Annotated in this window: 21 protein-coding genes; 2 read left to right on the top strand and 19 right to left on the bottom strand. The window is 41.4% G+C overall.

The window, feature by feature from the left end; translation table 11 throughout:
* Positions 1 to 135: 135 nt before the first annotated feature.
* The 13 genes from M1F74_RS03940 to M1F74_RS03880 all read right to left on the bottom strand — a co-directional run bounded on the left by M1F74_RS03940 (position 136) and on the right by M1F74_RS03880 (position 9,125).
* Entirely contained in the window at positions 136 to 753 is a 618-nt protein-coding gene (locus tag M1F74_RS03940; RefSeq protein WP_000694706.1) for a TIGR01906 family membrane protein, read from the bottom strand.
* Entirely contained in the window at positions 743 to 1,516 is a 774-nt protein-coding gene (locus M1F74_RS03935) for a TIGR01457 family HAD-type hydrolase (RefSeq protein ID WP_000323537.1), read from the bottom strand. Before M1F74_RS03935 ends, M1F74_RS03940 begins: the two co-directional genes overlap by 11 nt.
* 10 nt (positions 1,517 to 1,526) lie before the next feature.
* On the bottom strand, positions 1,527 to 2,264 hold the full coding sequence (locus M1F74_RS03930) for an acyl-[acyl-carrier-protein] thioesterase (protein ID WP_000524790.1): 738 nt from the start codon (positions 2,262 to 2,264) through the stop codon (positions 1,527 to 1,529).
* Positions 2,265 to 2,268: 4 nt separating this feature from the next.
* Complete coding sequence (hemW, locus tag M1F74_RS03925) at positions 2,269 to 3,399, bottom strand: radical SAM family heme chaperone HemW (protein WP_247946350.1); 1,131 nt, start codon at positions 3,397 to 3,399, stop codon at positions 2,269 to 2,271.
* A 73-nt stretch (positions 3,400 to 3,472) separates the two neighbouring features.
* A complete protein-coding gene (locus tag M1F74_RS03920) occupies positions 3,473 to 3,871 on the bottom strand; it encodes a YtxH domain-containing protein (protein ID WP_247946349.1) in 399 nt (132 codons plus the stop codon).
* Positions 3,872 to 3,886: 15 nt separating this feature from the next.
* Positions 3,887 to 4,270 (bottom strand): DUF948 domain-containing protein, encoded by a 384-nt coding sequence (locus M1F74_RS03915; protein WP_007520313.1) that lies wholly within the window; start codon positions 4,268 to 4,270, stop codon positions 3,887 to 3,889.
* On the bottom strand, positions 4,271 to 5,059 hold the full coding sequence (lgt, locus tag M1F74_RS03910; RefSeq protein WP_212576447.1) for a prolipoprotein diacylglyceryl transferase: 789 nt from the start codon (positions 5,057 to 5,059) through the stop codon (positions 4,271 to 4,273).
* Entirely contained in the window at positions 5,052 to 5,987 is a 936-nt protein-coding gene (gene hprK, locus M1F74_RS03905; RefSeq protein ID WP_033585588.1) for an HPr(Ser) kinase/phosphatase, read from the bottom strand. The genes lgt and hprK overlap by 8 nt, the downstream gene beginning before the upstream one ends.
* Before the next feature lie 131 nt (positions 5,988 to 6,118).
* Entirely contained in the window at positions 6,119 to 6,295 is a 177-nt protein-coding gene (gene rpsU / locus M1F74_RS03900) for a 30S ribosomal protein S21 (protein WP_000048054.1), read from the bottom strand.
* Positions 6,296 to 6,388: 93 nt separating this feature from the next.
* The gene (locus tag M1F74_RS03895; RefSeq protein ID WP_000695595.1) at positions 6,389 to 6,946 is read right to left on the bottom strand and encodes a hypothetical protein; all 558 of its coding nucleotides are present in this window, start codon (positions 6,944 to 6,946) and stop codon (positions 6,389 to 6,391) included.
* Between the two features lie 117 nt (positions 6,947 to 7,063).
* A complete protein-coding gene (locus tag M1F74_RS03890; RefSeq protein WP_247946348.1) occupies positions 7,064 to 7,684 on the bottom strand; it encodes a Type 1 glutamine amidotransferase-like domain-containing protein in 621 nt (206 codons plus the stop codon).
* A gap of 12 nt (positions 7,685 to 7,696) precedes the next feature.
* A complete protein-coding gene (locus tag M1F74_RS03885; RefSeq protein ID WP_247946347.1) occupies positions 7,697 to 8,314 on the bottom strand; it encodes a class I SAM-dependent methyltransferase in 618 nt (205 codons plus the stop codon).
* A gap of 103 nt (positions 8,315 to 8,417) precedes the next feature.
* Positions 8,418 to 9,125: a glucosamine-6-phosphate deaminase gene (locus M1F74_RS03880; protein WP_247946346.1), complete on the bottom strand. Its 708-nt coding sequence runs from the start codon at positions 9,123 to 9,125 to the stop codon at positions 8,418 to 8,420.
* 149 nt (positions 9,126 to 9,274) lie between these two features.
* Here M1F74_RS03880 and queA point away from each other — a divergent pair, with 149 nt between their 5' ends.
* Positions 9,275 to 10,303, top strand: a complete 1,029-nt coding sequence (gene queA / locus M1F74_RS03875; protein WP_001090141.1) for a tRNA preQ1(34) S-adenosylmethionine ribosyltransferase-isomerase QueA — start codon at positions 9,275 to 9,277, stop codon at positions 10,301 to 10,303.
* A 69-nt stretch (positions 10,304 to 10,372) separates the two neighbouring features.
* Here the strand turns inward: queA and M1F74_RS03870 are convergent, their stop codons facing one another.
* From M1F74_RS03870 to M1F74_RS03850, 5 genes are read right to left on the bottom strand one after another with little or no spacing between them, the layout of a single operon-like run.
* Entirely contained in the window at positions 10,373 to 11,233 is an 861-nt protein-coding gene (locus M1F74_RS03870) for a YihY/virulence factor BrkB family protein (protein WP_000759526.1), read from the bottom strand.
* A 29-nt stretch (positions 11,234 to 11,262) separates the two neighbouring features.
* Complete coding sequence (locus tag M1F74_RS03865) at positions 11,263 to 13,317, bottom strand: cation:proton antiporter (RefSeq protein ID WP_247946345.1); 2,055 nt, start codon at positions 13,315 to 13,317, stop codon at positions 11,263 to 11,265.
* 11 nt (positions 13,318 to 13,328) lie between these two features.
* Positions 13,329 to 13,583 (bottom strand): hypothetical protein, encoded by a 255-nt coding sequence (locus tag M1F74_RS03860; RefSeq protein ID WP_000361094.1) that lies wholly within the window; start codon positions 13,581 to 13,583, stop codon positions 13,329 to 13,331.
* Positions 13,576 to 14,133 carry a tRNA (mnm(5)s(2)U34)-methyltransferase gene (locus tag M1F74_RS03855; protein ID WP_247946344.1) on the bottom strand — a complete coding sequence of 186 codons (558 nt, stop codon included), beginning with the start codon at positions 14,131 to 14,133 and terminating at the stop codon, positions 13,576 to 13,578. Before M1F74_RS03855 ends, M1F74_RS03860 begins: the two co-directional genes overlap by 8 nt.
* Positions 14,117 to 15,073, bottom strand: a complete 957-nt coding sequence (locus M1F74_RS03850; protein ID WP_000867027.1) for a TIGR01212 family radical SAM protein — start codon at positions 15,071 to 15,073, stop codon at positions 14,117 to 14,119. Before M1F74_RS03850 ends, M1F74_RS03855 begins: the two co-directional genes overlap by 17 nt.
* Before the next feature lie 91 nt (positions 15,074 to 15,164).
* On the opposite strand from M1F74_RS03850, the gene M1F74_RS03845 reads away from it, so the two are divergent.
* Positions 15,165 to 15,527 (top strand): DUF3397 domain-containing protein, encoded by a 363-nt coding sequence (locus M1F74_RS03845; protein ID WP_247946343.1) that lies wholly within the window; start codon positions 15,165 to 15,167, stop codon positions 15,525 to 15,527.
* A 178-nt stretch (positions 15,528 to 15,705) separates the two neighbouring features.
* On the opposite strand, the gene bgaA is transcribed toward M1F74_RS03845, so the two are convergent.
* Positions 15,706 to 22,944 (bottom strand): Ig-like domain-containing protein, encoded by a 7,239-nt coding sequence (gene bgaA, locus M1F74_RS03840; protein WP_247946342.1) that lies wholly within the window; start codon positions 22,942 to 22,944, stop codon positions 15,706 to 15,708.
* Positions 22,945 to 22,988: the final 44 nt, after the last annotated feature.

Genomic DNA, 22,988 nt, shown 5'->3' with positions numbered 1-22,988 from the left:
TATTTTTTCATAGAAAATAGACTGTTTTCTGCAAAAATCTCCTGCTTTGCAAGTTTATCTTTAGGATAACCTAACAATAAATAGGGAGCAGAGCACCTTCTCTCGTTTTTTATTAAAAATACAGAATTTTTTCCACTATTTCCTTGAAGCTTTAACAAGAAGGAAACAAAACATTCCTTCATACAAAGCAAAGAAAAGTAAAAAAGCATGGAGGAAGAAAGTCTCTGGCAAAATCAGAATAACGGGATCCTTTGCTGGATCAAAAAGCCAGGTATCGTCTCCCACAAAGAGAATCTGATGGAACAGAGTAAAAAATTGCTCAAAACCAATCAACACTCCCACAAGCCCAATGACCAGAGGCAATAGCACTAAAGTCAAGATACTTTTACGATATAGGGGCAAAAAGCCTTTTTTCACAATCTTTCTAACAAAGAAATAAAAACTTGGTAGCGTCACTAGGGCAACTAGCTGAACTAAGTGAAAAAGACTCTTCACCACCGCAAAGTGGTGTAAACCTGCCGCTGATGAACGAAAATCTGGCATCTCTAAGACCTGACTAAAGGGATTGGTCAGGTAATTCATCAAGATATGAAAATTATACAGAATGGTTTCTGGTTTTAGATAGACTCGACCCGCTAAGTTCAGATACTGAATCTCCATGGGATAGAAAATCCAAGCCAGATAAATGGTTAAGAGAATAGAAAGGGAGAGGAGAAAGAGCATACTTCCCCCAAAAGTCAGTTTAATTTTCATCAAAATTCCACTCCGCAAGGCTAGAAACCACATGAGTTGGTGCGATTGGCAGGTCCCCCACTTCTTCTGCCTTGGTAAAACCTGTCGTCACCAAGAGCGTTGGAATACCATTGTCAATCCCTGCTCGGATGTCTGTCAGGTAGTTGTCCCCCACCATGAGCAATTCTTCTCGTTTCAAACCCAAGTGCTCAACTGCCTTATCCATAATGATAGCATTTGGTTTTCCAATATAAACTGGTTTTACCCGAGTTGCTACTTCAAGCAGAGTTACAAGTGAACCAGCACCAGGCAAAAGACCACGTTCCGTCGGAATATTGAGATCAGGGTTGGTTCCGATAAAGTGAGCTCCCTTTTGGATGGCTAGAGTCGCCGTCGCAAATTTTTCATAGTCGACTTGCCAGTCCAGTCCAACTACCACATAGGCAGGATTTTCCTTGTCTTCGACATAACCAGCCGCCTGAATGGCATCCTTGAGCCCTGCTTCTCCGATGACATAGACTGTCTTTTCCAGTCCCAAGTCATTCATATAGTCGATGGTTGCCAAAGTCGCTGTGTAAACCGTCGATAGAGGCGTGTTGATATTAAAATTCTGAGCCAACATCTCTTGAACACTCTCAGGAGTACGAGTTGTATTGTTGGTTACAAAGAGATAAGGAATTTCTCGCTTTTGCAACTCATGGACAAAAGCCTCTCCTGCCGGAATTCGGTCTTTCCCCTTGTAAATGGTTCCGTCTAAATCAATTAAATAACCTTTATAAGCCATATCGCCCTTTCTAATTGCCCTCAATTTCTTGCCACGTAATCATAGCTTGGGCATTGATCTCGCCATCACTGATAATCTCATGCTTGCTTTCTAGTCCCTTGAGTTCATAAGCTGAAGCAATCATGCCACCCGGTCGCACTTCTTTGACATATTTGAGATTGATTTTCTTTGGAATATACTTGGTCAAAAAGTCTGCTCCCATGACCTCAAAAATCCAATCCAGATATTTGCTATTATTAACATGACCATTCATATCCAAGTCGTAAAAACGAACATGGTAGTCTTTACTGATCGGGTTTTCTAGATTTGCATACTTTGGCCCACGGATGAGTTTTTTATCAAACTCAGACTGATAAGGCGCAACAATCTCCGGTTCGACAGCATGGACTTTACGACTATCGCGGTCCATAAGAACAAAGGTTGCTAACATGCGAATCATTTCTTGACCTGCTTCATCGTAAATAGTGAAACGGCGGTAGCAAAAAAGACGATTGTAAGTCAATGCTTCTGTTTCAATCGTAATCTCCTCAGCAAAGCGAGGCAAGCGAACCACGTCAATCGCATAGTCTGTAATAATCCAGACCAGATTGTAACGTTCTAACATATCCTTGTCGCTAACTCCCAGCTCAATCGACTGCATACCTGATACTTGCAAGGACAGCAAAATCACATCTGGAAGTTTGATATGACCGTTCATGTCCGCCATATCAAAAGGAATTTTCATTTTCATTTGATAAGTTAAGCCCATTGTTCTACTCCAAAATAAATCGTTCTGCTACAGTGTCTCCTAAAAAGAGACCTCTCTTTGTCATTCGGACACGATCACCGTCGATCTGCATAAGTCCTTGTTGAACCAAGTCTCTGATGATTTCGCCATAAAGTCCATCAAAGGACCGTCCGAATTTTTCCTCAAATCGCGCCATGGAAACCCCAGATTTTTTCCGGAGGCCTAGGAACATTTCTTCTTCCATCTGTTCCCTTTGACTCAGGTGTTCTTCTGTAATCCGAGCATTTCCTGCCTCTACTGCGTTGAGATAGTGGCGGATAGGCCCGTGGTTTTTATAGCGCACCCCGTTCACATAACCTGAAGCACCCGCACCGATACCATAATATTCGGCATTGTCCCAGTACATGAGATTGTGGCGACTTTCAAATCCGGATTTAGAGAAATTGGAAATCTCATAATGCTCAAAACCAGCTCGCTCCAGTTCTGCGATGATGTACTCAAACATCTCCGCTTCTAACTCTTCCTTGGGTAGGGGCAACTTCCCTCGTCGCATGCGGTTCATAAAGACCGTATGGTTTTCCAAAATCAAGCTATAAAGGCTCATATGAGGAATATCAAGCGAGATAGCCTTAGCTACATTGTCCTTGACCTGAGCCATAGTTTGACCTGGAAGAGCATAGATTAGATCGATGGAGATATTGTCAAAACCAGCCAGTTTGAGGCGGTCGATATTTTCATAAATATCCTTCTCCAAGTGACTACGCCCAATCTTTTTCAGCATTTTATCATCAAAAGTCTGCACACCCAAGGAAACACGATTGACTGGTGACTGCTTCAAAACCGCAATCTTATCCGCATCCAAGTCGCCTGGATTGGCCTCAATGGTCAACTCTTCCAAAACTGACAAGTCCAAGTTTTTAGTTAAGCCATCCAGGAGCACCTCTAATTGCGAAGCGGACAAAGCCGTTGGCGTCCCACCTCCAATGTAGAGAGTTCGCAACTTTTGGATATCATAAGAACGAAATTCCTCTAGCAGATGCTCCAGGTAACTATCTACTGGTTGATTCTTGATAAAAACTTTTGAAAAGTCACAATAATAACAAATCTGTGTGCAAAAGGGAATATGCACATAGGCGGACGTTGGTTTTTTCTGCATAGTATTTATTATACCACAAAGACAGACTTGCAGATAAAAATCACCATCTCCAAAAACCAGAGATGGTGATACCTTATACTTCAGTAATATCGATGATGATTTCTTCTTGGTCTTCAGCAACGTCTGGAGTTGTTGACTGTTCTTGCCACTGCTCTTTGAGGTTGTTAAAGGCTTCCTTTGACGCTTCTGTCGCTTGTCGAGCACAAGTCTTGGCTTGGTCAAGGACACTATCAAAAGTGATTTCACCAGATTCTACTTGTTCCTTTGTTTTCAGCACAAAGTCCGTTGCCTGCTCCTTCACTTCTGTCAATTTTTCACAAACCTGCTCTCTAGCATATTCTGGATCTTCTCTCAAATCATCTAGAAAATCCTGAGCTTGACTACAAACTTGCTTGCCCTTGTCACTTGTCAAAAACAAAGCAAGAGCTGCGCCTGAAACCGTACCTAAAAGGATAGAGGATAGTTTTCCCATAAGATTTCTCCTTTTTTATTTTTTGAAAAATTTACTTGCGACACGAAGAGCGGACAAGCCTGCACCTGTCTTAATGGTCTTTGAACCAGCTGATGAGGCTTTTTTACCCAAGACACGTGCATGTTGGTTGAGGTCAGATACTGACTCAGACAAGTCCGCCACCGCCGTAAAGAGTGGATCAATCGTCGCAACTTTGACATTAATATCATCTGCCAACACATTGACCTTAACCAACAATTCATTGGTCTGATGCAAGGTAACGTTCACATCTGAGCTCAACGTTTTGATGGTTTTCTCTGTCTCATCAATCATACGACCTGCTTTTTGAATCGTGATTGTCAAATAGACCAAACAGACAATCAAAGCAATCGCAACAAGTATATATGCAACTTCTAACATTTAGTTTTCCTCCTCTGTATGATAGAAAGGGGCTTTCTTTCGATTTTGATAAAGTATGATAAAAATACCGAGTCCGATAAGGACAACTGATAACCATTGGGAAACTCGCAGACCAAAGAACATGAGACTATCCGTCCGCATGCCTTCGATAATCATACGACCAAAGCCATACCAAATCAAGTAGAATGCCGTAATATGACCACGTCTGATTCCCTTTAATTTTCGTCTAAAAATCAGAATCAAAGCAAATCCGATCAGATTCCAAACCGACTCATATAGGAAGGTCGGCTGACGGTAGCTACCATCAATGTACATCTGGTCACGGATAAAGCCCGGCAAATAATCCAGACTATCTACTGCTGCACCGTAGGCTTCTTGGTTAAAGAAGTTCCCCCAGCGTCCTAAACTCTGGGCAACCATGACGCTCGGTGCTGCAATATCTAAGAAGTCCCAAGTATTGATCAGCTTTCTATCTGCAAAGATATAAAGGACAATAGCCCCTGCTATCAAACCTCCATAAATGGCCAAACCACCATTCCAGATGGCAATGATTTCACCTGGATTTTGCAGGTAATAATCTAAGCGAAAGAGTACGTAGTATAGTCTAGCACCTAAAATCGCAACTGGAAAAGCAATCAGAATGAAATCCAAAATATCATCTGATAGGATTTTCTTTTTAGGAGCTTCCTTCATGGCAAGGTAGACTGCCAAAACCAAACCAGCCACAATACACAAAGCATACCAACGAATAGAAAAAGGACCGATTTCAAATGCAACTGGATTAATCATTTTTCACCTCATTTTTGGAGATGAGATTAGTCAAGCGTTCTTCAAATAAACGCGTCGCATCAAATCCCATTTCTTTAGCGCGATAGTTCATGGCTGCCGCCTCAATAACAACAGAGATATTGCGTCCTGTTTTTACTGGAATGCGGATACGCGGAATCGTTACACCAGAAATCTCGATTTCTTCAGCATTGTTTCCTAGACGATCAAAGGTCTTATGGGTATCATAATTTTCCAAGTAAACAGCCAACTGAACTTGTGAAGAATCTTTTACAGCACTTGCTCCGTAGAGACTCATCACGTCAATAATACCCACTCCACGAATCTCAAGCAAATGCTTCAAAATTTCAGCGGGCTCTCCCCAAAGGGTCATTTCATCCTTGGCAAAGATATCTACACGATCGTCTGCTACCAAACGGTGCCCACGTTTCACAAGCTCAAGACCTGTCTCGCTCTTACCGATACCACTATCCCCTTGGATCAAGACACCCATGCCATAGATGTCCATCAAGACACCATGCACACTCGTACGTTCAGCCAAACGGGAATCAAGGTAGCTAGATAACTCTCCAGATAAACGACTGGTTGATGTTCGACTGGTTAAAATCGCAATCTTGCATTCCCTAGCAGCTTTCAACATTTCTTCTGGCACTACCAAGCCACGAGCAACGATGACAGCGGGTGTTTCAGGTAGAAACATTTTCTTCAAAACTTGATAACGGTTATGAGAAGACATGGAGACTAAATAAGACCATTCCTTCATTCCCAACAGTTGAAGCCGCTCCGGAGTATAGTAATCAAAATAGCCTGTCATTTCAAGACCTGGTCGAGAAATGTCCGCAGTATTGATTTCTTTTTCAAGTAAATCACCTTCACCGTAAACAATGTCTAATCTGAGCTTTTCAATGACTTCTTTTACTAAAACCGACATAATTTCCTCCTTCAATCGAGTTCTCCCTACTATTATATCAAATTGTGGTAGGAAGTTTCCTTTTTTTGCAGGATTTACAGTATTTATTTGGAAAGAAAAAAGGCTAGACAAGTCTAGCCTTTCATTTCAAATTAGAATTTTTTACGTTTACGAGCTGCTTCTGATTTACGTTTACGCTTTACAGAAGGTTTTTCATAGAATTCACGTTTGCGTGTTTCTTGAAGAGTACCAGCTTTAGTAACCGCACGTTTGAAACGACGAAGTGCATCGTCAAGAGATTCATTCTTACGTACTACTGTTTTAGACATTTTTTTCACTCCCTTCAAGTTCAAGATCTATTCCATTTTACACACAAAGTGAATAATTGTCAAGAGAAAAGCAACCATAAACTTTTATTATTTTTACTTTCTTCTTTTGAAGATGAAATAAATCACTAAGATGCAGAGAATCAAGCCCAAAACAGCTGGTTTTACAATCGATATACCACTTCCTCCACTAAATAAAAGACTATGGGCAACCTTCAGAAACGCTCCAATTACTACCGTTGCTAATAATCCATACCAACGTCTACTCCACGTTAAGGATATAATCGCCGTAAAAAATGCTAGAATCGTCGCCAGAATGATAACTTTTTCAATACTCCATCCGCTCGTAAAATAAGTCTTCTCAAAATTCAAAAACTCAATTACTTTTACATCAACTATTTCCGGCTTTGGGAACCAAAACATGCTAGTAAATAGGCAAAATATAGAAAAGAAAATCAGGCTATAGGATTTTTTATAAGCTCCCATTACAATTGGAATAATAAAGAGAGGGCGAATATACCAACTCAGAGTATTCTGGTGTCTAGTAAACGCCCACTCAAAGAAGCTCGTATCTGATAAAAAAACAACAATGATAGCAATCGTTAGAAACAAGAAAATAACCCCACCTATTTTATCTAGCGTTTTTATTTTCATAACTTTTCCCTTCTTGAATTCATAAAATTAATCTATCCATGGCAGATTCCCACTAAGTGAATTATCAACCGCTAATCGTTTTATTGGTAAAATATTAATGTTCTTCCAACCACATCTTTATTCTATTGTCAAGATATCTATTTGCTCATCGTTAACGATAATTGCTTGGTGGTTATGAAGCGGTAGCAATTCAAGCTGCTTTTTATACATTTCAAAGGTCTTTTTGCTACTATCAGTAAAAGGTTCCTCACCATAATGTGGAAGGATATAAAAATCCACTTCATCCAATCCCGCTGTATCAGATAACTCTGTCGCTACCGTCTTGTCGCCCATGAGTTTATTGTAGTCAATATCCTTGGCTGTAATGATAGCCCCTGCTGATTCTCCCACATAGACCAACCCATCTCTTATTTGCTCTTTGATGAGAGGTAAGAGTTGCTTTTTCTTTAATTCTTGCAATAAATAAAAGGTATTCCCGCCTGAGATATAAAGAATCTTGCTTTGGAAAATCTTTGCCTGAGCAGTTTCTCGATCACAAGAAGCAATATCTAGAACCTCTATCTCAAATCCTAAATCCCTGAATGTTTGCTGAGCCTCATCGATATAGGCAGTATAGTCCTCTTTGTTCCCAGCGGTAGGAATAAATAAAACCTTATTTTCTAGATTCTTTTCCTTTGCATAATCGCTAAAAAGCTTTTTGACTTCAGCAAAATATGAACATAAAAATAATTGTTTCATGATGTACCTCCATTAATGTTTAACAATTTTATAAAGGATCCATGATCCCTTTCTTTGACTAGTTACGAGCTCAAACCCTACTGATAACAAGAATCGTCTGAATGCTTCTTCGCTTTGAACCTCTGGTAAAAAGTAAGACAACTTGTTATATTCACAAGCCAGTAAGAGCATCCCGTCTGATTTGAGTATCCTTCTAAGTTCCATAAAAGAAGCCTCTAGATCCTGCCAATGAAAATGAGTTTGAAAAGCTGTGATTAAATCAACACTTTCATCAGAAAAGCCTGTCTCCCTAACGTCTCTTCGTTCAAAATTTAGATTAGTTATCTCTACCTGTTTGGCTTGAGCTATTGCAGTATCTGAAATATCGATTCCAGTTATGGTACTTTGCGGAAAAGTTTCTTTCAGCAGGATGGTTGAACGACCATTCCCAACTCCTACATCTAAGATTACAGGGTAAAATGTCCTATCCAGATGACGAATTGCCCATACAAACATGGGGAGATAGGATCGATTCCACAATTTCATCATTCGTTTTCCTAGAAAGCCCGAAGGATTCTTTGATTGCTGAATTAAGCGACTAAACAGAAACATTAAAAGTAAAAAACAAATAAAACCGATTATATAAATCAAAGTTCGAGCCTCCCCGTATAGCTATATTATACCACTTTAGCAGGATAGTGAACATTTGAAGTAAAAAGCCACTCACTCCAAAGAGCAAGTGGTTCTTGTCATTTTACTTTTCAAGAAAGCTGAGCGCTTCAGCATCTGCGATAATAGTCACATCAGGGTGGTTTTGTAGGCTGCTTGCTGGGAGGTTCTCAGTCACCGGGCCAGATACTGTTCCAGCAATGGCTTCTGCTTTTGACTCACCGTAAGCAAAGAGAATAATTGACTTGGCATCCAAGATGTTTTTAATTCCCATTGAAATGGCTTGAGTTGGGACGTCTTCAATCTTGTCAAAGAAGCGAGCATTGGCTTCGATTGTAGACTGGTCTAGTTCTACTAAATGCGTTTGGCTATCAAATGGAGTTCCTGGCTCGTTAAAGCCGATGTGTCCATTGCGACCAATCCCTAAGATTTGGAGATCAACTGGATGGTCAGACAAAATTTGATTGTAGCGTTCAACTTCTTCTTCAGCATTATCCTTAACACCACGTGGCAAGAAGCTTTCTTTAAATGGTTTTTGGTTAAACAAGTTTTCTTGCATGAAGTAACGGTAAGACTGTGGATTGTCCCCATCAAGCCCTACATACTCATCGAGGTTTACACTAGTTAGATTTGAAAAATCAAGGTCACTCTCAACGATTTCCTTGTAAAATTCAAGCGGGCTGCTTCCCGTTGCAAGTCCTAATGTTTGAGCACCATTGGCCAATTTTTCCTTCAAAATCTCAAAAGCAACTTTTCCACCTTCAACTTGATTTTCAACTTTAATAACTTTCATCTTTTCATCCTCCATTTTAATCTATATTCATTATATGGTATAGACCAATTTTTGTCAAGTGAAAACGATTTAATTTCTAAAAAAAGAGCTCCCAAACTTGAAACATGTTATAATGGATAAGATTAGAACTTAGAAAGAATGATGAAAAAATGAATACAGCTGATTTTGATTTCCACTTGCCTGAGGAATTGATTGCCCAAACGCCCCTTGAAAAACGAGATGCCTCCAAACTCCTTATCGTTAATCGTGAAACGGGAGAAATGCAGGATAAACACTTCCACTCTATTATTGATATGTTGGAACCTGGTGATGCTCTTGTCATGAATGACACCCGTGTTCTCCCTGCCCGCCTCTATGGTCAAAAGGAAGAAACTGGAGGCCATGTGGAGCTTCTCCTACTCAAAAATACCAGTGGAGATGAGTGGGAGGTTCTCGCCAAACCTGCCAAACGCCTCAAGGTCGGAACTCGTGTCAACTTTGGTGATGGTCGCCTCAGCGCTGTCATCACGGAAGAATTGACCCACGGGGGCCGCATTGTCCGCTTTGAATACCAAGGAATTTTTCTAGAAGTCTTGGAAAGTCTCGGTGAAATGCCACTACCGCCCTACATCCACGAAAAACTAGATGACCGTGAACGCTATCAAACGGTCTACGCTAAAGAAAGTGGCTCTGCTGCTGCACCAACTGCTGGCCTCCACTTCACCAAAGAACTGCTAGCAGAAATCCAAGCCAAGGGTGTCCATTTGGTTTATTTGACTCTCCACGTTGGTTTAGGAACTTTTAGACCTGTTTCTGTGGACAATCTGGACGAACACGAAATGCACTCCGAATTCTACCAACTTTCTGAGGAAGCAGCTGCCACCCTTCGCTCTGTTAAGGAAGATGGAGGCCGTATCATCGCTGTCGGAACCACCTCTATCCGCACGTTAGAGACTATTGGTTCCAAGTTTGATGGGCAAATCCAGGCTGATTCTGGCTGGACCAATATCTTTATCAAACCTGGTTACGAATGGAAGGTTGTGGATGCCTTTTCAACCAACTTCCATCTGCCAAAATCAACTCTCGTCATGTTGGTTTCTGCCTTTGCAGGCCGTGACTTAGTCTTAGATGCATACCAGCACGCTATTCAAGAACGCTACCGTTTCTTCAGTTTCGGTGATGCCATGTTTATCTATTAATTCTCATAATCAAAAAACGCATAGAATCAGATTTGATTCTATGCGTTTTGTAATAGATAACTTTATTAGTTAATTTATTGTAAAGGTTGGATCTTTCAAGCTCTGAACACTGGCATTGATAACTGCTCCGATAATCAAAATCTTTGCAATAAGAATAAACCAGAACATCATGACTACAACGATGATGGAACTGAAAAATCGGACGTCAACTAGATGATTGACATAGTTATTAAAATAGACAGAAAAGATATTCAATAAAAAGATAAGAGTTAGCAAGACAAAGACACTTCCTGGTAAAACATAGCGGATTCGTGGTGTTTTTACTTTTGGAAGGAAATAGTAAATCATGACTAGAATGGCAAAGATCAAGGCATAGACTAGAGGGCCTGTAAAATCTTGCAAGTAAGAGAATAGTGGGCTGTCTGATTGCCAGTAAGTTTTGAAGAGGTTGAGCAACATACGACCAAACATACTCAAAAACAAGGCTAGGGCAAAAAGAATCTGCAAGCCGAGGCTAACAAGCAAACTCATCAACTGATGGGAGATAATCCCTCGACTTTTGGTCACCCCATAGGCTTTGTTAAAAGCTTTTTGGAGGAAATCCATTGATTTTGAAAAGGTCCAGAGTGCAGATAAAACGGCAAAACTCAGCAAACCAGTCGATGGTTGAGTCAGAACTTCTCGGACAATCTTGGCGACCACATCATACACCGTATCAGGCAAGAATTCCTTGATCGTCAGTAAGAAATTTGAGACCGGAATCTGAAAATAAGGCAAGATATTGACCATTATCATTAGCAAAGGAAAGATTGAAATCAACCAATAGTAAGCAACCGCAACACTAGTCAACTCGCTATCAGATGCTTGATAATAATACAAAAAAGCTTTCAATAAGGGCCGTTCCATCAGCTCTTTCCACCACTTTTTCATGTTCCATCCTCCGTCATTTTCTTCATCATCTAAGTTTTTCTGATTAAATCTAGCATATCATAAGGTAAAGTATTTGCGGCCTCTTTCAGAGAATAATTTTCTAAATTATTCACATTTTGGCGTAGTTTTTTGGCATACTTGGCTGTTATCAGTTTAGCTTCTTCGTATTCAAAGATTGCCTTACGTTCGAGATAGTAGCCTCGTAGCATTTCATCGATATTGTTTGGCTTGATGCGATTGATAACCCGCTCAACAAAGGCACCACTTCCGATAATGGCCGTCTCGCGCAGACGAGACTCTTGCATAAAGCTAATCAGAGAACTCTTGTAAACCCCCTTGAGGTTTTCCAAACTCTCGATAATCAGCTCTGTATTTTCCAAATACAACTCTGAAATCTGATCATAGTCAACTGCTAGTAGTTTACGAGATTCTTCATTCATCCAGCTACGGAAAGTTTTGCCAAAGGTAAACATTTCATGGAGTAGAAAGCGCAGTATCCGTAAAGAAACTAGGAAGTAATAAGTCACTCTAGAAGCGAAATTCCGATTGATACTCTGCTCCATGTTTTTTAGGTAACGCTGGTAAACTCGATAGCCACGCTCGCTGATTCTATTTTCTTCGTAGGCTTGCTCCAAACCGTCACTCTCAATACTCAAGATAAGAAGCTTGAGAGACTCCCAGTCCTCTTGGACTCTTTTATTTTCCTGACTAAGGATGAGATTTTCAATCCGACCATGATAATTATCAATAGCTGCATAAAGAGGAAGTTTGTTCTTGTGATGGTCCAGCTCTTTTTCTAATTCTGCAGCCACATCATTCAGAATCGCAATATGCATCAAATGGTCCTTGCTTTCCTCTTGTTCCTCAGACAAGTGGGGGAGAACTAATAAACCTGTTAGAAAGCTCAATAGTGTAACGCCTGCTACAAGGAAGAGTAACAGAGGATACTCCTGCTCCAAATGACTTGGTATGAGGAGAATGGTCGCGATAGATACTGTCCCTTTGACACCAGAGAAGGTCAAAAGAAGCATATCTTTCATGTACTTATGAATTTTTTTCTTAAGTCGACGCGTCCTCACAAAGTAAAAACCAGCAATCATGACAAAGCGGATAGCAAAAAGCAAGAAGGTCAGAACGACAACTGAAATCAGTAAAAGAAGGGGATTATAGAGAGAATTAGACAAAATTGGCTCTGCTATCAACTCTAATTCCATTCCCAAGAGAACAAAGACTGAGCCATTTAGCATAAAGGTCACAGTATGCCAGACGGTCTCCGTCACAGTGTCTACTTGAGCCTCAAGGAGCGTAATTTTCTTAAAGCGGCTGGCCTTCAAAATACCCGCAACCACTACTGCGATAATCCCTGAAACATGAAACTCTTCTGCGATAAAAAAAGTCATGAGTGGCAAACTTAGCTCTAGCAATAGTTCACTGGCTATATCTATCGCTCGCACACTCAGTAAAAAGGTATGCAAGAAACGATTGACCATAGCCGTCACAAAACCGACTACAAAACCACCAAGGATGGAAAGTGCTAGGGAAGTCCCAGCTTGGCTGAAAGAAAAAGTTCCTGTTGTCCAAGCAGCCAGGGCCATCTGAAAGGCAACCAACCCAGAAGCGTCATTTAAGAGCCCTTCCCCTTTTAGAATATTAGAAACCCGTTTAGGAAAACGAAAACGTTCAGAAAGAGATGCGAAGGCAACCAAATCTGTTGGCCCAAGTGCCGCTCCAACTGCTAAACAGGCAGCTAAAGGAAGAGTCATCCAAAGGAAGTGAGCCATGCCCCCCAAGCTTAAGGTCGAGATAAAAATCACAGGAAAGATCAGAAAGACGACAATCCGCCAATGCTTCAAAATGGACGTAATATCCGCTTCTTCTGCCTCCCGGAAAAGTAAGGGACCAATAACCATGGCCAGAAACAGCTCTGTATTGAGATGAAAGTCCGCATCGGGAACAAATAAACCAATCCCAAGCCCCAAAAGGATTTGCACAAGAGGAAGGGGCAAAAAAGGAAGAAGTTTATTGGTCGTAGTTGAAATGATTAAGACAAACAAAAATAGAATCAAGTAAATGAGTAATTCCACACAATTCCTCCTTAATCTTTTTTACAACAGGATTCAAAAATCTCCTTTTGCTCTTGGATTTTCTGATCAATCTTAGAACAGTCTTTGTGCTCAATTTTTTTCTGGCATCGTTCCATTTCAAGAGCCACTAATTTTTTCTTAATTTTAAGCATTTTCTTGCTCATATGTGCTTCGTCGAGCACCCCGACTGCTCGCTCATGATGCGTTGACTCAACAAAATTTTGGCGCATGGCCTCAAGCTTCTCACGAAGGTATTGTTTATCCATGTCTATACCTTTCTAATTTTTCAATCATAACTAAAAACGGTGGATTGTTAACTTGGTTGAGTGTCCGGTAAATGGTAGCTGTATACTCTTGTTGGTTCAACTGGCTAACAAAATCCAACACAGCATCCCTCTCGGTGTCTCCTCCTTCATGACCATAGTAGATCATGATAGCAATCCGTCCTCCTTTGACAAGCAAATGGCAAAGCTTTTCTAAGGCTTCGATAGTAGTCTGAGGTTGAGTGATGACGGATTTGTCAGCAGAAGGCAAATAACCCAGATTAAAAATCCCTACCTTAGCTTCTGTCACAAACTGGTCGAGCGTCTCATGCCCTTGCAAGATTAACTGGGCATTTGTCATTCCAGCCTGATCCAAACGCTCTTGGGTTTTCTCCAAAGCCTGCTCCTGGATATCAAAGGCATAGACTTGCTTGGCTAGCTTAGCTAAAAAAAGGGTATCATGGCCATTGCCCATGGTCGCATCCACTACGATATCCTTTTTTGTCACAATCTCAGCCAAAAAATCATGTGCCATCTCAAGTGGTCTTTTCATTTTTAAACTCCTGTTTTACAGCCTTGCATCCTTGCACACTTCCACGACGGCGCATCTCAGTTTCAATAGCATTTAGCACTTCCCATTTATTGAGGCTCCACATAGGACCAATCAACATATCTCTCGGTGCATCTCCTGTAATTCGATGGATGACGATATGCTTGGGAATGATTTCCAACTGGTCACAAATGACCTTGACATACTCGTCCTGACTCATCAGTTGCAAACGTCCTTCGTGGTAATCTCGCTGCATCCGTGTATTGGTCATGAGGTGAAGCAAGTGCAGTTTAATTCCTTGAATATCATTGTCCGTAACACAGCGACGGACATTTTCAACCATCATCTCATGGGTTTCACCGGGCAAACCATTGATCAAATGGGAAACAATCTCAATCTTGGGATACTTTCTCAAGCGTTTTACTGTTTCCACATACAATTCATAAGAATGGGCACGGTTAATCAGGTCAGAGGTTGCTTCAAAGGTAGTCTGTAAGCCCAATTCAACTGTCACGTGCATACGTTCCGATAACTCAGCCAAATATTCGATGGTTTCGTCTGGCAGACAGTCTGGCCGTGTTCCGATATTGATCCCTACTACACCTGGCTCGTTGATAGCCTGCTCATATCGCTCCCGAATCACTTCCACCTTTTCATGGGTGTTGGTAAAATTTTGAAAATAAACCAAGTACTTCTGAACATCTGGCCATTTGCGGTGCATAAAGTCAATTTCCTTATAAAATTGCTCACGAATAGGGGCATCCGGTGCCACGATGGCATCTCCAGAACCTGAAACCGTACAAAAAGTACAACCACCATGGGCTACAGTTCCATCCCGATTTGGACAGTCAAATCCCGCATCGATAGGAACTTTGAAAGTCTTCTCTCCAAAAAGTTTTCGATAATAATCATTCAAGGTATTATAAGATTTCATAACTTTCATTATAACAAAAAACACCCACAATCTCAAAAGCCTGACTTTCAAACAAATTCCCTTGTTTCTCATTTCCTTTAGCGTTTTTTTATGATACAATATGGGTATGATTTTAATGAAAATAGCATCTATTTTATTATTGATATTAACCTTGGTGGTTTGCTTTATTGTCACCAAGCTTTTCGGACTTAGGAAAATAGGGTTTAATTTCGCGGATATAGCTTTTCCACTTTTGGTATTTGAGTACTACCTGATTACTGCTAAAGCCTTTACCCACAACTTTCTACCGCGACTTGGAGTCGCACTTTCTCTCCTAGCAATCCTCCTTGTAGTCTTTTTCCTTGTCAAAAAACGAAGTTTTTATTACCCTAAATTTATCAAATTCTTCTGGAGAGCAGGTTTCCTCTTGACCTTAGTCCTCTATATCGCTATGATTGTTGAATTGTTCTTACTGAAACAATAATGAAATCTCTAGAAAATGCCTTCTAGGGATTCTTGCTTTCTCTCCAAAATTACACAGACAGTAAAATTATACGATTTTACACAAAGAAAAGCCCTTAGAAACTTGTATTCTAAGGACTTTTTATCTGAGACGAGAGTTTCTCTCAGGTCTTAAATGGCAAATAAGGTATCAAAAATATCTAATCCTCTTTTTTGCCTTTAGTAGCTACTAGTCCTGCACTCAAACCAAGAAGAGCTAAGCCTGCTGCTAGGGCTGCTTGACCTTCTGCACTTCCTGTATTTGGTAACTGCTCTTCTTGAGCTTGACTAGCTGCATTTGAAGCAATTTCTTTTGTATCTGCCTTTTCTGATACTTGTGGTTTTGTAGATTCTTGAGGTACTGGTTTGGTCGTTTCACCAGCCGTACCTACTTCTACGATGCGATCCTGAGCCACGACTTTATCATAGCTTTCTTTTTCAGTTCGTTTGCCATTTTCAACTTCGATCAAGTGAACACGGATACCTTTTTGTCCTTCTTGGAGAACACGGGTTTGACCTGCTGGAAGCTTATCGTTCTTTTGTTCCTGAACCTTGAAATCAATTGTTTCTTCTTCGATTACAAGTTCTGGTCTGTTAAGGACAAGGTTCTTCACTTCATCCTCTGGAAGGGAGGTTCCTGGTTTTGTTCCTACTTCTACGATGCGATCCTGAGTTAAAACTTTATCATAGCTTTCTTTTTCAGTCCGCTTACCATTTTCAACCTCGATCAAGTGAACACGGATACCCTTTTGACCTTCTTGGAGAACACGAGTTTCACCTAGATACAACTTATCAGACTTACGTTCCTGAACCTTGAAATCAATTGTTTCTTCTTCGATTACAAGTTCTGGTCTGTTAAGGACAAGATTCTTCACTTCATCTTCTGGAAGGGAGGTTCCTAGTTTCGTTCCAACCAAGACGATGCGGTCTGTCGGAGCCTCTACCACTTCACGAAGTTTTTCTTCCTTACTTCCATCAGGATTAACCGCTGTAAAGATCCGTTCCTTACCAACTTTTCCTTCTTGTTCTACACGAGTTTCACCTAGATACAGTGTTGGATCCTTTTTCTCAACTGTCTTGTAGGCCAAATCTTTTTCAACAAATTCGAGTTTTGGAAGATCTTCTTGTACAGCAGCAACAGTCTTCTCAGAAACTGGTTTTTCTTTTGTAAACTGGATACGGTATTCCTTGACTTGTTTTCCACTTTCTGAAACAAGGCGAACAAGTACTGGAAGGCTATCATCTCCGCTATCTACAACTGTTGAAGCTACTTGATTACTTTCTTCGACTGAGACTTTTGGACGTTGACCTTTATAAGTGATTTGATAGTCTTGACGATCTTCAGCGAAGTCAGAAAGTTCTTTTCCATCTACAAGAATCTTCGATTGCGTACTTTCTTGAGGCAATTCACTCGGTGCAAGGAAGGTCATCTCAATCATCGCAACACCGCTCTTGTCAGCTTTACGCTCCATACGCCATCTCATGGCTTTGGCTTTGACAGCTTTAAATGTTACGTTGATTTCATCACCAGCTGCGATGTCTTTATCCGCACGATAAGGCACAGATTCCCAATTTTCTGGATTGTTAAATGGATGAGCTGCATCGTAGGCTTGGTAGTTAGAATAGTAGGTTGGCACTTCAAAATCTGGGCCAATATAGCGTTCTAAAACGAGTTTAGATGGGGCATCCGTACCACTATCTGCAAAGAAATGAAGTTTGGCTTGCGCAACAGTCCGTTCGACAATCTTACCATTTTCACGGAAGATCACACCTGCTGATACTTCTGGATTAGAAGATGGTGTTGGAGACCAGTTTGTCCAACGACGATTTTCATTGTGGTCTCCATCATTGATATAGTCTACACGGTCATGTGAACTTGGATCAATATCATTAGTTGCGGAAGCAAAGGCCTGGTTACTATTTTCATCATACTCTGGGTTATTTGAGAGAGCTTCGCCTAGTTTGTCTGTCACTCGTACAGTGAACTCAGCAACAAGATCACTACCAAGGACATGGCCTCGAACGGTAAATTGACCTGCTTTTGTCAGCTTTTCTGCTGGAACTTCTTCCCATTCAACTGCTAAGTCTTTTGTTGCGTAGCCGTCTTTACCTGTGAAGTAAACAGGAACCTTAGTTGGCAATTCAAGTGGTTGTCCTACTTGTAGCAAGCGAGCTTGTTTGACCGCAGCAACTGGTTTACGAGAGAGCAAGTCTTTATTGCTTGTGAAGTGTAGACGGTATTCTCCTAGAATGTCGCCATTTTCAGCCTTCGCGATAACACGAACTGGCTCACCTTCACGAACGCTCGGAACAACGGTAGCAAGACCATTATTGCTAACACTTGCTGTTACTGCAGGAACTTTTCCATCTACAGACTCAAGATAGTAGTCTGTCAAATCTGGGTTAAAGTTTGCTAAGTCTTTACCGTCAACTTGGATTTTCGTTTGCCCTTGTTTGGCTGCTGCGACTTGTTTTGCAAAGATTTGTACTTCTGTGATAGAAGTTCCTTTCTTGCTATCAAGTCGAACCATACGAATACGGACAGCATAGGTTTCAACTTTATCAAAGCTAAAGTGATTCATTTCTCCAGCTTTTAATTGAGCTGGTGCTTTGAGATTGGTAACTGGTTTCCAGTTGGCTGGATTGTTAAATACATGGTTTTCCTCACCTACAAAGCTAGGGTTTTTAGGAGCTGTTGGAACGGTCTTACCGACATAATACTCAATCACATAAGACTTCGGTACACCAACTCCATGGTCTTCGTGGAATCCGACACTTAAATTATCAACCGAACGTTTGCTCAAGATACCTGAATCTCCGAATAGGACACCAACTGAAGCTTCTGGATTACTACGGTTCCAGTTTGTCCAACGGTTAGCTGGGCGGTCATTAAAGGAAATCAATTTATCGTTGACGTTTGAAACAGGATCAGTTGGATTTGAGTCTGAAGCAAAGGCAAGTGGCAATTCTGAACCGGTCCATTGGTCAGAAATGTTTGCACCTTTCTCGGTTTGAGCAGATACGCGAACATGAAGTTTAGTTGTTAATTGCGTACCTTCTAGGTGGCCATTAACCGTAAAGATACCTTCCTTGGCGTATTGCTCTGGACGAATCGTATCCCATGTAACCTTAGCTGATGAAACGTGACCATTTGAATCGTAGGTACGAACACTTTCTGGTAATTGTGGTGCTTCTGCAATTGGAGTTGTCACACTGACTTCTTCAACTGAAACGATGCCTTCTACAGATACTTTAGCACGCGCTTCAAGATCAAGACCTTCAACTTTACCTAGAACTTCAAAGGTTTGATAGTGATCAAGTTTTTCTTTTGGAATGGCTTGCCAAGTGACTTTGTGGGCTTTAGGGAAACCTTTGTCATACTCAACTGTTACTGTTGATGGAAGAGTTGGTTCCTGATGCAAATCTGTGACTACATTTACTGGACGGATAGATTGCGCAACCTTCTTCTCAGTATTGGCCTGGATCGTGAGATCGATTTGACCTGTAGCCCCCTCATATTCTGCTTTGAGAGTGACTGTTCCTGGCTTATGTAACTCAAGCATTCCTTTACGAACTGCGACTTCCCCTTCACCACTTGTAGAGAAGTTCACCTTATCTGCTGGTAAAACTGCTTGTGTTCCGTCTTGATAGTGTGCAAGGACAGACAGTTTCACTGTTTGGTCTTCTTTGAGGCTATCAGCTTTCTCCACTTGTAGGCTCAAATGGTCAATTTTTGGCGCTTCTTCGAGGAATTGAATAGCATACATTTGAAGAGGGCCACCATCATTTGGTTGAACAAAGATGCTTGCACGCATGCCGTTTGCTGCGCTTGCTTGCACCACTGTAACAGCTGCATTTTCGGAACTTGCTGCGACTTTTGGTAACTTAGCTCCATAAGCAAGAGTGCGGTATTGCATTGGTTTTTGACTAGTAAGTCCTGTGACAGCTTCACCACCAACCGTTACAGTTGGTACTGCAGGTGCCGCAGCCTCACCTTCTTCTACTACAAGGGTAGCGTGAATAGTCTCACCACCCAGTTGGCCAGTCATTTGAATACGTGATCCTGCAACTGACAGTTTAGCTTTATCTGCTTCCGCAATCTCCCACTTATCAACTTCGTATTCTTGAACGCTTCCATCCGTTACAGCGATAGAAACATATTTATCAACAGCACTCAAGTCTGTTCCTGGAGCAACACGTTTAACAGTTGGTAGTTCTTTCGCAATTGCTAGAATTTCGACACGGGCCTCAACTTCACGTCCGTCTGCCATACCTTTAACAGTCACAACTCCTGCTTGGCTCACATCAACTGAAGACCAAGTTACTGGACGTTTTTCACGACTGCCATCACTGTAGATAAAACCGACTGTCTTCGGCATTTTCGGTTCTTTCTCAATAACAGTACGTACTTTTGGTACCTCTGTTCCTAGAATTGTCTTTTCTTGGTCTTCTTTTTTACCAGTAAAGACAGTTACTTGACCAGATTTCAAGAGATCTGAATGGGCTGTTAGCGTGAATTTACCTGCTTGTTCAGTTGATTTGACAATGGCAACCCCTTTACCGTTAAAGGCTCTACGGATCCAAGAACCGTCTGGTTGCGCCTTGTAGCGTTCACGGCTGGCTTGTTCCCCATTGTCGACACCGACAAGTTGACCTTGGCCATGCAATTGGAAGCGAACCAGATTATTAGCAGTAGGTACCACATTTCCTTGGCTGTCTACAATTTCGTAGTAGATGTAGGTCAAGTCTTTTCCATCTGCTGCGATTGCGTGTTCTTCCTTGACGAGACGAACTCCTGCTGGTTGGCCTGCAGTCGTGATCTTATCACGTGCAATTTCTTTTCCAGCTTCATCGCGAGCTACAGCTTCCAAGGTACCTGGTTGGTACGCAACCTTCCACTCAAGATAGAGTTCCTTAGCATTGGCACCTTCTTGGTAGGTACGGCCATCACTAGTTTGTTTTTTGTTGAACTTCTTAACTCCAAGAGATTGACCATTTAAGAACAATTCTACGCTTGCAGCGTTTGAGTAAGCACGAACTGGAATCTTGCCTTCTGAGTCAGCAACTTTGTCTGCTAATTCTTTGTTTTCCCAGTTCCAGTGAGGAAGAAGATGTACCATTGGTTTCTTCTTAGCAGAAACCCATTGGCTTTGGTAAAGATAGAAGTCATTTTTTGGAATACCGGCTGTATCTACGATACCAAAGTAAGAGCTCTTAACGGGAGTTTGGTTTTGGTTGTGCCATGGTGTAGGTTCACCGATATAGTCCGTACCTGTCCAGATAAACTGTCCAGCATAGCCAGCGTTATCGCGGTCAAACGTCCATGAATCTGTTGCCGTTTTACCCCAACCAACACGATCATTTCCATAATCTGACTGTTCATAGTTACGATAAGCTTGGTTGCTATGTACCAATTCTTGTTCAGGACGATAATAGCTGCCACGCGTACGGGTTGCTGAAGATGTTTCCGAACCATAAATCAACCAGTTTGGATGTTTCGCACGAAGTTTCTTGTAGTTGTCTTCTGAGTAGTTGAAACCAACTGCATCCAGTTCATTAGCAATTTTCTCATGATCACCGCTACCATCACCAAAGCGGAACTTATCTGCTCCCATGGTAACATAACGTGTAGTATCAACATCTTTAATCACTTTTACTAAGCGTTTAACCGTTGCAAGAGAGTGAGCCTTTCCATCTGCTTCACCAATTTCATTCCCGATAGACCACATGAAGACAGCTGGGTTATTTTTATCTCTTTCGACCATGGTACGAAGATCGTAGTCAGACCATTTTTCACCTTTTCTAGCTTCGGGGTGAGTGGCATCTTTTTCAAAGAAACGCCCGTAGTCATAAGGTTTCTTTCCATTATACCACGTATCAAAGGCCTCTTCCTGAACCAGCAAACCAAGTTCTGCTGCGATTTGCAAAGTCTGTGGACTTGCAGGGTTATGAGTTGTACGGATGGCGTTAACGCCCATCTCCTTCATTTGTTTGAGACGACGGTATTCTGCCTTATAGTTTTCTTCTGCTCCAAGCGCTCCGTGGTCATGGTGCAAGGAAACACCATGGAATTTAATGCGTTCACCATTCAAAGAGAAACCTTCATTTGGAGTCCAATGATAGTAACGGTAACCAAACAAATCTTTCTTAGCATCAACCAATTGACCGTCACGGTAAACACGCGTAATCAATTCGTACAAGGCAGGTTTATCATTTAAAACTGTCCAGAGTTTTGGTTGTTCAACTTCTAAAATAGCATCAAGACTTGTTGATTCATGTGCTTTCAAGGTACGGCTCGCTGTACGAACCAAGCCTGTTACAGCCTGACCACCACGTTCAACGATTTGATACTCTGCCACCAGTTCATGGTCTTTATCGTCTGTATTGACAATTTTGCTGGCTACATGAGTTTCAACCTTGCTGTGTTGCTGTTGCTCAAGTTTTGGTGTTAAGATAGTTGTCCCATTTTTCTCAACATGAACCTTATCTGTCACTTGCAAGGTCACATCACGGTAGATACCACTACCTGAGTACCAACGGCTACTTGGTTGTTTGTTAACCGCATGGACAGCAATCACATTCTCACGACCATCTTTGTGAAGATATTTGGTGATATCGTATGAGAACTGGTTATAACCATTTGGATAATGCCCCACTAACTGACCATTGACATAGACTTGAGAGTCCATATAGACACCATCAAAAGTGACACGAACATTTTTCTTGAGATCTTTTTCATCAAGTTTAAAGGTCTTGCGATACCAAGCTTCACCACCATTGAGCTGTCCACCCTCGTTTTGAGCAGGTGACTGATGGTCAAAATCGTTAAAGATACTCCAGTCGTGTGGGAGATCCAATTTTTGCCATGTTGATACATCGGCATCTGATTTCACAGCTTCTTTAGGATTCGCATTGAGTTTAAAGTGCCAATTTTGATTAAAATTCACTTTTCTATCTTCAATCATTTGATTCACTTCTTCATTTGTCGCAGCTTTCAACTCTTCCTTGACAGGCTTTTCTTGACTTGAAGCTTGAGATTCTACCTTTGGAGCTGTTTCTTCAGGTTTTAGAGATGCTTTCTCCTCTTTTGGAGCTACAGGTTCATCTTCTTTCACCTCTGGTTTGCTTGCTTCAATTGGTGCAGCTTGACTTTGGTCGACACTTGCAGCATCCTTGTGCTCTGCTACGGCTTGATCTTCTTTTACCTCCACTGCCGGACTTTCCTCTTTTGCTTGTTCCACGGTGTGAGTAATTGGAGTTTCATCCGCGAAAACTGGTGATTCTCCAATGACACTTCCTCCAAATAGAACCGCACAGGTTCCAATCATGACAGAGCAAGCTCCTACGGCAAACTTACGAATGCTGTAGACTCTTTTACGATTCCAATGGCCTTTTTCCATAAAATCCTCCTTTAGTAACCGCTTCCATTTTCTTGTAAACGTAT

The organism is Streptococcus oralis (genome assembly GCF_023109315.1).
Classification (GTDB): domain Bacteria; phylum Bacillota; class Bacilli; order Lactobacillales; family Streptococcaceae; genus Streptococcus; species Streptococcus oralis_BS.
Note: the sequence above shows the minus strand (reverse complement) of the source record. Positions and strands in the feature narration are given on the sequence as shown.

Excerpts from the sequence above, each read along its gene's own strand:
- hprK (WP_033585588.1), bottom strand. The coding sequence starts at position 5,987 with ATGTCGGTTTTAGTAAAAGAAGTCATTGAAAAGCTCAGATTAGACATT.
- bgaA (WP_247946342.1), bottom strand. The coding sequence starts at position 22,944 with ATGGAAAAAGGCCATTGGAATCGTAAAAGAGTCTACAGCATTCGTAAG.
- lgt (WP_212576447.1), bottom strand. The coding sequence starts at position 5,059 with ATGATTAATCCAGTTGCATTTGAAATCGGTCCTTTTTCTATTCGTTGG.
- hemW (WP_247946350.1), bottom strand. The coding sequence starts at position 3,399 with ATGCAGAAAAAACCAACGTCCGCCTATGTGCATATTCCCTTTTGCACA.
- M1F74_RS03870 (WP_000759526.1), bottom strand. The coding sequence starts at position 11,233 with ATGAAAAAGTGGTGGAAAGAGCTGATGGAACGGCCCTTATTGAAAGCT.
- rpsU (WP_000048054.1), bottom strand. The coding sequence starts at position 6,295 with ATGTCTAAAACAGTAGTACGTAAGAATGAATCTCTTGACGATGCACTT.
- M1F74_RS03920 (WP_247946349.1), bottom strand. The coding sequence starts at position 3,871 with ATGGGAAAACTATCCTCTATCCTTTTAGGTACGGTTTCAGGCGCAGCT.
- queA (WP_001090141.1), top strand. The coding sequence starts at position 9,275 with ATGAATACAGCTGATTTTGATTTCCACTTGCCTGAGGAATTGATTGCC.
- M1F74_RS03855 (WP_247946344.1), bottom strand. The coding sequence starts at position 14,133 with ATGAAAAGACCACTTGAGATGGCACATGATTTTTTGGCTGAGATTGTG.
- M1F74_RS03895 (WP_000695595.1), bottom strand. The coding sequence starts at position 6,946 with ATGAAAATAAAAACGCTAGATAAAATAGGTGGGGTTATTTTCTTGTTT.
- M1F74_RS03890 (WP_247946348.1), bottom strand. The coding sequence starts at position 7,684 with ATGAAACAATTATTTTTATGTTCATATTTTGCTGAAGTCAAAAAGCTT.
- M1F74_RS03935 (WP_000323537.1), bottom strand. The coding sequence starts at position 1,516 with ATGGCTTATAAAGGTTATTTAATTGATTTAGACGGAACCATTTACAAG.
- M1F74_RS03860 (WP_000361094.1), bottom strand. The coding sequence starts at position 13,583 with ATGGATAAACAATACCTTCGTGAGAAGCTTGAGGCCATGCGCCAAAAT.
- M1F74_RS03845 (WP_247946343.1), top strand. The coding sequence starts at position 15,165 with ATGGGTATGATTTTAATGAAAATAGCATCTATTTTATTATTGATATTA.
- M1F74_RS03940 (WP_000694706.1), bottom strand. The coding sequence starts at position 753 with ATGAAAATTAAACTGACTTTTGGGGGAAGTATGCTCTTTCTCCTCTCC.
- M1F74_RS03915 (WP_007520313.1), bottom strand. The coding sequence starts at position 4,270 with ATGTTAGAAGTTGCATATATACTTGTTGCGATTGCTTTGATTGTCTGT.
- M1F74_RS03850 (WP_000867027.1), bottom strand. The coding sequence starts at position 15,073 with ATGAAAGTTATGAAATCTTATAATACCTTGAATGATTATTATCGAAAA.
- M1F74_RS03880 (WP_247946346.1), bottom strand. The coding sequence starts at position 9,125 with ATGAAAGTTATTAAAGTTGAAAATCAAGTTGAAGGTGGAAAAGTTGCT.
- M1F74_RS03930 (WP_000524790.1), bottom strand. The coding sequence starts at position 2,264 with ATGGGCTTAACTTATCAAATGAAAATGAAAATTCCTTTTGATATGGCG.